The 9,883-nt window shown below is 59.7% G+C and carries 11 protein-coding genes; 6 read left to right on the top strand and 5 right to left on the bottom strand.

The genetic code is table 11. The features are described 5' to 3' along the window. Window positions 1–303 precede the first annotated feature (303 nt). Together QN377_RS01910 and QN377_RS01905 are read right to left on the bottom strand one after the other, a co-directional pair. Entirely contained in the window at window positions 304–2,808 is a 2,505-nt protein-coding gene (locus QN377_RS01910) for an ABC transporter permease (protein ID WP_169916696.1), read from the bottom strand. Then, the gene (locus tag QN377_RS01905) at window positions 2,808–3,491 is read right to left on the bottom strand and encodes an ABC transporter ATP-binding protein (RefSeq protein ID WP_095002151.1); all 684 of its coding nucleotides are present in this window, start codon (window positions 3,489–3,491) and stop codon (window positions 2,808–2,810) included. The genes QN377_RS01910 and QN377_RS01905 overlap by 1 nt, the downstream gene beginning before the upstream one ends. 10 nt (window positions 3,492–3,501) lie before the next feature. Here QN377_RS01905 and QN377_RS01900 point away from each other — a divergent pair, with 10 nt between their 5' ends. From QN377_RS01900 to QN377_RS01890, 3 genes are all read left to right on the top strand, one after another. Further along, window positions 3,502–4,107 carry an arylesterase gene (locus QN377_RS01900; protein ID WP_095002150.1) on the top strand — a complete coding sequence of 202 codons (606 nt, stop codon included), beginning with the start codon at window positions 3,502–3,504 and terminating at the stop codon, window positions 4,105–4,107. Window positions 4,108–4,165: 58 nt separating this feature from the next. After that, window positions 4,166–4,459 carry a hypothetical protein gene (locus QN377_RS01895; RefSeq protein WP_003446817.1) on the top strand — a complete coding sequence of 98 codons (294 nt, stop codon included), beginning with the start codon at window positions 4,166–4,168 and terminating at the stop codon, window positions 4,457–4,459. A 98-nt stretch (window positions 4,460–4,557) separates the two neighbouring features. Beyond that, the gene (locus tag QN377_RS01890) at window positions 4,558–5,586 is read left to right on the top strand and encodes a L,D-transpeptidase family protein (RefSeq protein WP_095002149.1); all 1,029 of its coding nucleotides are present in this window, start codon (window positions 4,558–4,560) and stop codon (window positions 5,584–5,586) included. Window positions 5,587–5,724: 138 nt separating this feature from the next. Here the strand turns inward: QN377_RS01890 and oprI are convergent, their stop codons facing one another. Further along, window positions 5,725–5,976 (bottom strand): outer membrane lipoprotei OprI, encoded by a 252-nt coding sequence (oprI, locus tag QN377_RS01885; RefSeq protein WP_003172710.1) that lies wholly within the window; start codon window positions 5,974–5,976, stop codon window positions 5,725–5,727. A 496-nt stretch (window positions 5,977–6,472) separates the two neighbouring features. Here oprI and QN377_RS01880 point away from each other — a divergent pair, with 496 nt between their 5' ends. Continuing rightward, window positions 6,473–6,754, top strand: coding sequence for a GNAT family N-acetyltransferase (locus QN377_RS01880; RefSeq protein ID WP_019827604.1), 282 nt, complete (start codon window positions 6,473–6,475; stop codon window positions 6,752–6,754). 115 nt (window positions 6,755–6,869) lie between these two features. On the opposite strand, the gene QN377_RS01875 is transcribed toward QN377_RS01880, so the two are convergent. Both QN377_RS01875 and QN377_RS01870 read right to left on the bottom strand, forming a co-directional pair. After that, window positions 6,870–7,946, bottom strand: a complete 1,077-nt coding sequence (locus QN377_RS01875; RefSeq protein WP_095002271.1) for a 3-deoxy-7-phosphoheptulonate synthase — start codon at window positions 7,944–7,946, stop codon at window positions 6,870–6,872. Between the two features lie 131 nt (window positions 7,947–8,077). After that, a complete protein-coding gene (locus QN377_RS01870) occupies window positions 8,078–8,524 on the bottom strand; it encodes a PilZ domain-containing protein (protein ID WP_095002147.1) in 447 nt (148 codons plus the stop codon). 57 nt (window positions 8,525–8,581) lie between these two features. On the opposite strand from QN377_RS01870, the gene QN377_RS01865 reads away from it, so the two are divergent. Beyond that, the gene (locus QN377_RS01865) at window positions 8,582–8,908 is read left to right on the top strand and encodes a thioredoxin (protein WP_095002146.1); all 327 of its coding nucleotides are present in this window, start codon (window positions 8,582–8,584) and stop codon (window positions 8,906–8,908) included. A gap of 38 nt (window positions 8,909–8,946) precedes the next feature. Next, window positions 8,947–9,864, top strand: coding sequence for a 5'-nucleotidase (locus QN377_RS01860; RefSeq protein ID WP_095002145.1), 918 nt, complete (start codon window positions 8,947–8,949; stop codon window positions 9,862–9,864). The last annotated feature ends 19 nt before the right edge of the window (window positions 9,865–9,883 follow it).

Here is a 9,883-nt window from a genome sequence, read left to right as displayed (position 1 = left end):
AGATGTGTATAAGAGACAGCCTCGTTCTATCTGGAGGAACAAAGTGCTGCCATCGCGGGCAAGCCCGCTCCCATAACAGAGCCGGAAGGAGCCGGCGAACCTTGGCGAATCGGCCGAATGGTAGGGCGAGGACCTTTTGGTTCCTTTTGGGTCCTTTCAAAATGGACTCGCCGTAAGGGCGAAACCAATATTTCAGTTATACGCAAATGCCGGATATGTACGCGGCGTAACAGTTGATTCCCAAAACGACGATCGCAGCCTCGCTGCGCTCGTCAACGCCAGGATTTATAGTGTCTGGCCATATCAACCCTCGCGCAACACCGTCAACGGGCTGGCATTCAGCGCCCTGCGTGTGCCAAACACGCCCGCACCGCCCACCATCACCGCGCCCAGCACCGGCAACAGCAACAACCACGGATGTGGGTGCCACGGCAGGTCAAAGGCAAAGCGGTAAAGCACCAGACTGACCAGTTCGGCCCCCAGCGCCGCCAGCAGGCCGCTGGTGGCGCCCAGCAGGCCGAACTCGATGCGCCGGGCCTTCACCAGCAGTTGCCGCTCGGCCCCCAGCGCGCGCAGCAGGGCGCCCTGGCGAATGCGTTCATCCAGGGTGGATTGCAAGCCGGAAAACAGCACCGCCATGCCCGCCGCCAATACAAACAGCAGCACGTATTCCACAGCAATGGTCACTTGCGCCAGGATGCTGCGCAGTTGCTCCAGCAATGCATCGATAGGCAAGATGGTCACGGCCGGGAAGGTGCGCGACAGTTCGATGATTTCCTTGTCGTGTCCCGGTGCCAGGTAAAAGCTGGTGAGGTAGGTGGCCGGCAAGTCCTGCAAGGTGCCAGGCTGGAAAATCATGAAAAAGTTGGGCTGGAAGTTGTCCCAGTTGATGCTGCGCAAACTGGTGACCCGTGCTTCGCGATTGACACCGGCAATGGTGAAGGTCATCAGGTCGCCCAGCTTCAGCTTGAGGCTTTCGGCGACTTTGGCTTCCACTGAAACGCCCGGCACATCGCCTTCGGGCTTCGGGCCCCACCAGCTACCTGCCGTCAGCTGGTTTTCGGCAGGCAGGTCAGCGGCCCAGGTCAGGCTCAGGTCGCGCTGGATGGCCTTGTCGCCACTGGAGTCCTTGCTGACGATGTCCTGCACCGGTTCGCCATTGATGCTGATCAGACGCCCCGGAATGACCGGGTACAGCGGCGCAGCGCGGGCCTGAAGGGTCATCAGGTGGGCGCCGAAAGCCTCCTTGTCGGCCGGCAGGATATTCAGCGCAAAGTAGTTGGGTGCATCTTTGGGCAACTGGTTTTGCCAGGTGTCGAGCAATTCGCCGCGCAGCAGGGCGATCAGGGCCATCGACAGCAGGATCAGGCCAAAGGCCAGGGCCTGGCCCGCCGCGGCCAGCGGATGGCGCAGCAACTGACCCAGCCCCAGGCGCCAGGGCAGTGAGGCACGGGCCAGCAGGCGGCGCAGACTTTGCAGGCCCAGCAGCAGGATTCCGCCAAGCACCACGGCGGCAATCACGCCACCCCCGAGCAGGGCGAAAGTCAGCACCAGGTCCAGGCTCATGCGCCACATGATCAGCCCCAGTGCCAGCAGCGCCGCGCCGTAGACGGTCCAGGTGCTGGCCGGAATCGGCAGCAAATCGCGGCGCAACACCCGCAGTGGAGGTACGCGGCCCAGTGCCGCGAGCGGCGGCAAGGCGAAACCAGCCAGCGCCACCAGCCCGGTACCCATCCCGGCAATCGCCGGCATCAGGCCGCCGGGCGGTACGTTAGCCGGTAGCAGGTCATGCAACAGGGCGAACAGTCCAAGTTGCGCGAGCCAGCCGAGAAAGGCGCCGGCGAGGCTGGCCATCAGCCCGAGCACACTCAGTTGCAGGGTAAACAACCAGAGTGTTTCGCGCCGTGACAGGCCGAGGCAACGCAGCAGGGCGCTGGCATCGAAACGCCGATTGGCAAAGCGGGTGGCAGACAACGCTACGGCCACGCCCGCCAGCAGCACCGCCACCAGGCTGGCCATGTTCAGGTAACGCTCGGCCTTGCCCAGCGCACCGCCGATCTGCTGGTTGCCGTCACGGCCGTCCAGGAGGCGCTGGTTGGCGTCCAGGCCAGGCTTGATCACCTGGCGATACGATTCCAGCGCCGGTGCTTCACCGCGCCACAGTTCGCGGTAGGTGACACGGCTGCCCGGTTGTACGATGCCGGTGGCGGCAAGGTCGTCCAGATTGATCAGTACTCGTGGGGTCAGGCTGTAAAGGTTGCCGGCCCGGTCGGGTTCGTAAGTCAGCACGCGGGTGATACGCACGGTTTTTGAACCGACATCGATTTCATCGCCGACCTTCAGGTCCAGCGCGGTCAGCAGTCGGGCTTCGGCCCAGGCCTCACCGGATTTGGGACCGCCCCCAGGCTGTTCTTCGGCATAGGGCTGCGGGGCGCTTTTCAGTTCGCCGCGCAACGGGTAGGCATCGTCTGCCGCCTTGATGCTGGAGAGCTGAATGCCATTGTCGGTGGCAATCACGCTGGCGAATTCGACCACGCGGGCGTGTTCGAGGCCCAGGTCGTTGCCGACCTTGATTTGTTCTTCACGGGCCGGTGCCGTGCCATCAAGCACCAGGTCGGCGCCGAGGAACTCGGTGGCACGCAACAACATCGCGCCATTAAGACGGGCACCGAAGTAGCCGATGGCCGTGCTGGCCGCCACGGCGACCAGCAGGGCGAAGAACAGCACCCGCAGCTCGCCGGCGCGGGCATCGCGCAGTAATTGGCGTACGGCCAGACTCAGCATGCGCAACAGCGGCAGACGTGCCATCAGGGCTCCAGAGGGCCGACCAGATGGCCAGCTTCAAGACGGATCAGGCGCCGGCAACGATGGGCCAGGCGTTCGTCATGGGTCACCAGCACCAGGGTAGTGCCGTTTTCCTTGTTCAGTTCAAAGAGCAGGTCGGTGATGCGCTCGCCAGTGTGGCTGTCCAGGTTGCCGGTGGGTTCATCGGCAAACAGCACGTCGGGATTGGCGGCAAATGCCCGGGCAATGGCGACCCGTTGCTGCTCGCCGCCGGACAGCTGGCGTGGCGAGTGACTCAGGCGCTGGCCCAGGCCGACGCGTTCCAGCAGGTGGCGGGCATGCTCGCGGGCATCCTTGCGACCCTCCAGTTCCAGCGGCAGCATGACGTTTTCCAGGGCATTGAGGCTGTCGAGCAGCTGGAATGACTGGAACACAAAGCCCACGTGTTCGGCCCGCACCCGGGCGCGCTGGTCTTCGTCCAGGGTGCTCAGGGCCCGCCCGGCCAGGATTACTTCGCCCTGGCTGGGCAGGTCGAGGCCGGCGAGCAGGCCCAGCAGCGTCGATTTGCCTGAACCTGAGGCGCCGACAATCGCCAGGCTGTCGCCCTTGCTCAGTTCGAGGCTCAAGGAGTGCAGGATGGTTAACTCGCCTTCCGCGCTGGGAACCACTTTGCTAAGGTTCTGCGCGGTGAGAATACTTTCGCCCATGGAGAATCCAATGCGTGTGTGGTTTTTAAGTGTTGCTCTGGCCCTGATGTGCGTGGCACAGACGGCAACGGCGGGAACTGTCTTGATCGTCGGCGATAGTATCAGCGCGGCTTTCGGCCTGGATACCCGTCAGGGATGGGTGTCTTTGCTCGAACAGCGGCTCAGGGAGCAAGGCTACGACGACAAGGTGGTCAATGCTTCGATCAGTGGCGACACCAGCGCCGGAGGGCTGGCGCGGCTTCCTGCGCTGCTTGCAGAGCATAAACCGGATGTAGTGATTGTCGAGCTGGGTGGCAACGATGGCCTGCGCGGGCAGCTCCCTGCGCAATTGAAACAAAATCTTGCAGGAATGATCGATGCCTCGCAGCAGGCGGGTGCCAAGGTGTTGCTGTTGGGGATGCAATTGCCGCCCAATTATGGCGCGCGTTACACCCGGGCTTTTGCTGCGGTGTACAGCGAGCTGGGCAAGGAAAAAAACGTTGCCCTGGTGCCGTTTTTGCTTGAGGGCGTGGGCGGCAAGCCCGAACTGATGCAGGCCGATCGCATCCACCCGGCAGTCGGTGCGCAGGGGCTTTTGCTGGATAATGTGTGGCCGGCGTTAAAACCCCTGCTTTGATGCTTTTCTAGTGGCAGTGTTTCGGCTAAGGTGGCGCCCCCCCGATTTGGAGCCCTCGATGTCGCGTCCTGCCTGGTCTTTATATGCCTATCAACTGATCGAGCCCGATGAGCAGCTCGATCTGTTCGCCTGCCAGGAGGTACGGGTGCATCTGGTGACACGTCAACTGGAGCTGGGAGGCACCATTGACCGCACCTTGTGTGGCTCATTGCTGCCGGCGCAACCGCGTTGGTCGGATGTCACCCGCAAGGTGTTTCAGGACCACCGGTTATGCCCGCTGTGCCGGGCAATCATCGAGTCGCAGCGCCGGGGCACGGAGCCCATCTGGCCAGAGTTGCGCTTTGAACTATGATCTTACCTGTTTGATGCCCTGACCGGCTCACGCTCCCCGTGGGCGCGGTGTACACTCCCTTTTTTTGTCCCCCGTTGATTATGCGAAGGATGTTCCGGATGTTGTCGCGCCTACCTGCAGTTACCCGCTACCTGTCCGTTGCCGCACTTTGTGTTGCGGGTCCCGCGGTCGCGCTTGAATTCCCGCTGCCACCGCCTGGCGAAGATGTCGTTGGCGAAGTGCAGGTGATCAAAGGCAAGTACGAAGACTCCTTTGCCGACCTGGGTAACCAGTACGAGCTGGGCTATTCGGAAATGATCGCTGCCAACCCCGGGGTAGACGCCTGGCTGCCGGTCAAAAAGAACCCGGATGGCACCCTCGTCGATACCGATATCGTGTTGCCGACCCAGTTCATCCTGCCGCCGGGCAAGCGTGAGGGGATCGTGATCAACCTCGCCGAATACCGCCTGTATTATTATCCCAAGGACCAGAACAAGGTTTACACCTTCCCGCTGGGGATTGGCCGCGAAGGTTGGGGATCGCCCCTGGGGCAAACCAAAATCACCGCCAAGACGCCCAATCCGACCTGGACACCGCCGGCTTCGATCAAGGCCGAGCACGCCAAAAATGGCGACCCGCTACCTAACGTGGTGCCCGCAGGCCCCGATAACCCGCTGGGTCCGTTCAAGTTCACCCTCGGCATGCCGGGCTACCTGATCCACGGCTCCAACGCCAAGTTCGGCATTGGCACGGGCACCAGCCACGGCTGCTTCCGCATGCTTAACCAGAACGTGCTGCAAATGGCGCAGATGGTGCCGGTGGGTACGCCGGTGCGGATCATCAACGAGCCGTACAAAATTGGCGTCAGTGGCGGCAAGGTGTTCCTTGAAGTTCACGAGCCGTTGAACGTGAAGGATGGTTCGTTGCTGGCCGTGAGCGACAAGTCGCACTTGACCCCTGAAGACTTGCAGAACAAGTACGCAGGCTTCATGAACTTCCTGCTCAAGCATCAGGACCTTGAAAACAGCATCCAGATAGACAAGGATCTGGCATTCCCGGTAGTGGGAGCAGAAACCGGCATACCTGCAGTAATCGGCACAACCAATACCGGTATGGCTACTGGCCAGTCGCTGGATTATGTGCAGTAAGCCGTACTGAACAAGCGCAATAAAAAGCCGCCCCGGTTAATACCCCTGGCGGCTTTTTTATTGCCTGTTTAGTGACCGGCAGGCAATAAAAAAGCCGACCTATAAATAGGTCGGCTTGATAACAGTCCCGAAGGACTATTACTTGCGGCTTGCTTTTTCAAGCATGCGCAGAGCGCGCTCGTTAGCTTCGTCAGCAGTCTGTTGTGCTTTTTGAGCAGCAGCCAGAGCTTCATCAGCTTTACGGTAGGCTTCGTCAGCACGAGCCTGGGAGCGAGCTGCTGCATCTTCAGTTGCAGTCAGACGGGCTTCAGTTTCTTTAGATACGCTGCTGCAACCGGTAGCCAGAACTGCGGCCAATGCCAGAGCAGAGAATTTCAGAACGTTGTTCATCGTGTTCCCCTTCAAGGACTTTCTAATTGAAGCTGTTCCTTCAAAGTGAGGAAACAGCCGGCGTACATAGTACCCATTACTTGTAGTAAGTAAAATGACCTAGCGCAAGAACCAAAAAAAATAATTGGCTGGCAATCTCGGTAGGCTAGCTTTAACAGATTGTGTTTGTAAAACAGTCAGTTTGGAGTGCACGAAGTGGCATCAGAGTGATGGCGCAGCGTGACTTTAAGTGCGGTTGTACGTCATAGCCTCAACCTTCCGGAAAATGTTCAGGGCCGGGTCACGGATGTCGGGCCGGCGAAACGTTTGGGCGGGCCTGATCTGCTGACAACTGGCTGCCCCGGGAAGTGAACATTTGCACTAGAGTGGCTACTCTCTAATCAGGCCTGCCGGCACATCCCGGGCTGGCAGCGCGTGCGTGATGGCGTAGTAGTTCCCTCGGCGGAAAAACATCAGTAAGGTAGGGGTCACACTACAAGACCCGCGAGGAGCAATGATGAGCGAGGCGTTGTCTATCCACCATGACCAGGCAGGTCACCAGTTTGAGACCACTGTCGACGGTCATCGTGCTTACCTGACCTACATGGATCTGGGCAAGCAGACTCTGGATATCTATCGCACGTTTGTGCCTAACGCCCTGCGTGGTCGGGGTATTGCGGCAGCCTTGACGGAGCAGGCGCTCGATTACGCAGACAAGATGGGCTATGAGGTGATTCCCTCGTGTTCATACGTTGAGCGCTATATGGAACGCCACAAGCGCCCTCAGGCCAATACCTGAAGAACACGCACACAAAAACGCCGGGCATGCCCGGCGTTTTTGTGTGCGTCTGCAACCGTGCGGAACTGGCGCCAAACTATTGTGGGAGCGAGCAAGCCCGCTCCCACATGGGGTGTTAGCCGCGGGTGCGCTTTGGCAACACATCCTTGAGCTTGGCATGCATGCTGCGCAAGGTGGTCTCGGTAGCCGACCAGTCGATGCAGGCATCAGTGATCGACACGCCGTACTGCAAGTCTTCAAGGTTTTTAGGAATTGCCTGGCAGCCCCAGTTCAAGTGACTCTCAACCATCAGACCGATAATCGACTGGTTGCCCTCGACGATCTGGTTGGCCACGTTTTCCATGACCAGCGGCTGCAGGGCCGGGTCCTTGTTGGAATTGGCGTGGCTGCAATCGACCATGATGTTCGGGGTGATCCTGGCCTTGGTCAGTGCCTGCTCGCAGAGCGCAACGCTGACGGAGTCATAGTTCGGTTTGCCGTTGCCGCCGCGCAATACCACATGACCGTAGGCATTGCCCTTGGTGGTGACGATCGACACGCCGCCTTCCTGGTTGATACCCAGGAAACGATGCGGGCTTGAAACCGACTGCAAGGCATTGATCGCAACCGTCAGGCCGCCATCGGTACCGTTCTTGAAGCCTACGGCCGAAGACAGGCCGGACGCCATTTCACGGTGAGTCTGGGACTCAGTGGTGCGTGCGCCGATGGCCGACCAGCTGATGAGGTCCTGCAAGTACTGCGGGGAAATCGGGTCGAGGGCTTCAGTTGCGGTTGGCAGGCCCATTTCGGCCAGGTCCAGCAGCAGCTTGCGACCAATATGCAGACCGTCCTGGATCTTGAACGAGTCGTCCAGATACGGGTCGTTGATAAGGCCTTTCCAGCCCACGGTGGTACGGGGCTTTTCGAAATAAACCCGCATGACCAGATACAGCGTGTCGCTGACTTCAGCCGCAAGCACCTTCAGGCGCTCGGCGTATTCATGGGCAGCCTTGAGATCGTGAATCGAGCAAGGCCCGATGACAACGAACAGTCGATGGTCAGTGCCATCCAGGATGTTGCGAATCACCTCGCGCCCTTTGGTCACGGTCCGCAGCGCTGTTTCGCTGAGAGGAATCTCGCGTTTGAGCTGTTCAGGGGTGATCAGGGTTTCGTTGGAGGCAACGTTTAGGTCGTCGATCGGTAAATCAGCCATCGTGTTACTCGTCAGGTCACGGGTGCCGGCCGCCAGCGATCCCCGTGCGGCGGAGCACAGCTTGATTGAGCGCATCGGGGAGCCGAACCTTAACGCGTTATCCGGTAGGTCGACAATGGGCAGGTACAGCTTTAATCCAGCACGGCCTGCGCCATTGCGTGGTCCATGGTGGCTTGCGAGAACTCCACGGCGTGATGAGTGACCCATTCCAGAGCCAGGGCTTGCAGGTCCTGGGGGCAGGGGCTTTGTTGCTGCTGCAGGCGTGAGAAGTGTTCGATCTGACAGACCTGTTCGCCCATTCGCGCGCCAAACAGGGTTTGTTCATCAATCAAGGCAACGCCGATGCGGTAACCCTCCTTGCGCTTTTCGCACCAGGCTATATAGCCCGGATAACGTGCGTTTTCCCCCAGGGTAGGCATGGACATATCAACGGCGGTGCCGCATCGCCAGCTTCTGTCGCTGTTGCATGCCACGCCGCCGAGGCTGATAGAGTGCAGCTTCTGGCGCGGCAGTGAAGGTTGGTTGCGTAGCGTTATCTCAACGGGAATATCATCTGGGTGAGGTAAAAAACGACCCATGAATTCGGACTCCAGGTGCCATTAAATTAGTATTGTCTTATGAGTATAGTGACTGCGATGGAACTGACTGACTTTGATGCCGACCAGCTACTGCTGGCACTTCCCGGCACCTCGCTGGTCATCTTTACAGGAGCGGGCTGTTCGGCGTGCCGGGTGGCCCGGCGCATGCTGCCCGGCATGCAATTGCCCGTTGAACGGTTGTGCTGGATTGATGCCGGCAACAACGGCGGGTTGGTCGAGCGCTACGAAATTTTCCATCTGCCTAGCCTGTTTGTGGTGCACAACGGGGCCTTTTACGGTGAGTTGAAATCGCGCCTGAGCGAAGGTGAGCTGGCACATCATGTTCGGCTGGCCTTGATGCTTGAGCCTGACGAGCTACCGTGAAGCAACGTTTGAACCCGCTTTAGTGCTGTGGAGGCGATATGAGCAAAGGCTTAAAGGGCAAGCTGGTGCTGGCCATTTCTTCTCGGGCCCTGTTCGACTTGAGCGATAGCCATCAGGTGTACCTGGCCCAGGGGATCGAGGCGTACCGGCAATACCAGATCGAACATGAAGATGAAGTACTGGCCCCGGGGGATGCCTTTGCGCTGGTCAAGAAGCTCCTGAGCTTTAATGCCAGCCTTGGCCGGGAGCGGGTCGAGGTGGTGCTGGTCTCGCGTAACAGCGCCGATACCGGGCTGCGGGTGTTCAATTCGATCCAGCATTACGGCCTGAATATTTCCCGGGCAGCGTTCTCGGGCGGGCGCAACCCCCATCCCTATCTCAATGCTTTTGGTTGTGATCTGTTTTTGTCGACCCATGCCGAGGATGTGCGCAGTGCCCTGGATGCGGGTTTTGCAGCCGCAACCATTCTCTCGGGTGGCTCACTGCGTGCCGAAAGCAATGAACTGCGGATTGCCTTTGACGGTGATGCGGTGCTGTTTTCCGACGAGTCGGAGCGGGTTTTCCAGTCCGGAGGCCTGGAGGCATTTCAGTCCCTTGAGCGCGAATCTGCGCGCAATCCGCTGCGGGGCGGGCCCTTCAAGGGCTTTCTGGAGGCTTTAAACCTGTTGCAACGCGAGTTCCCCGATGACAACTGCCCGATTCGCACTGCGCTGGTCACTGCCCGTTCGGCTCCTGCCCATGAACGGGTGATCCGCACGTTGCGTGACTGGGACATTCGTCTGGATGAATCGCTTTTTCTGGGCGGGCTGGATAAATCGGCCTTTCTCGAAGCCTTTGCTGCGGATGTATTTTTTGATGACCAGGCCGGTCATTGCGAGAGGGCGCGCCAGGTGGTGGCGACCGGCCATGTGCCTCACGGCATCAGCAATGAATCCAGGGATTTCGCCCCCGAATAAGCATTGCCGGCGAGTTGCC

Source organism: Pseudomonas sp. CCC4.1 (assembly GCF_035019225.1).
Classification (GTDB): Bacteria; Pseudomonadota; Gammaproteobacteria; order Pseudomonadales; family Pseudomonadaceae; genus Aquipseudomonas; species Aquipseudomonas bubulae.
Note: the sequence above shows the minus strand (reverse complement) of the source record. Positions and strands in the feature narration are given on the sequence as shown.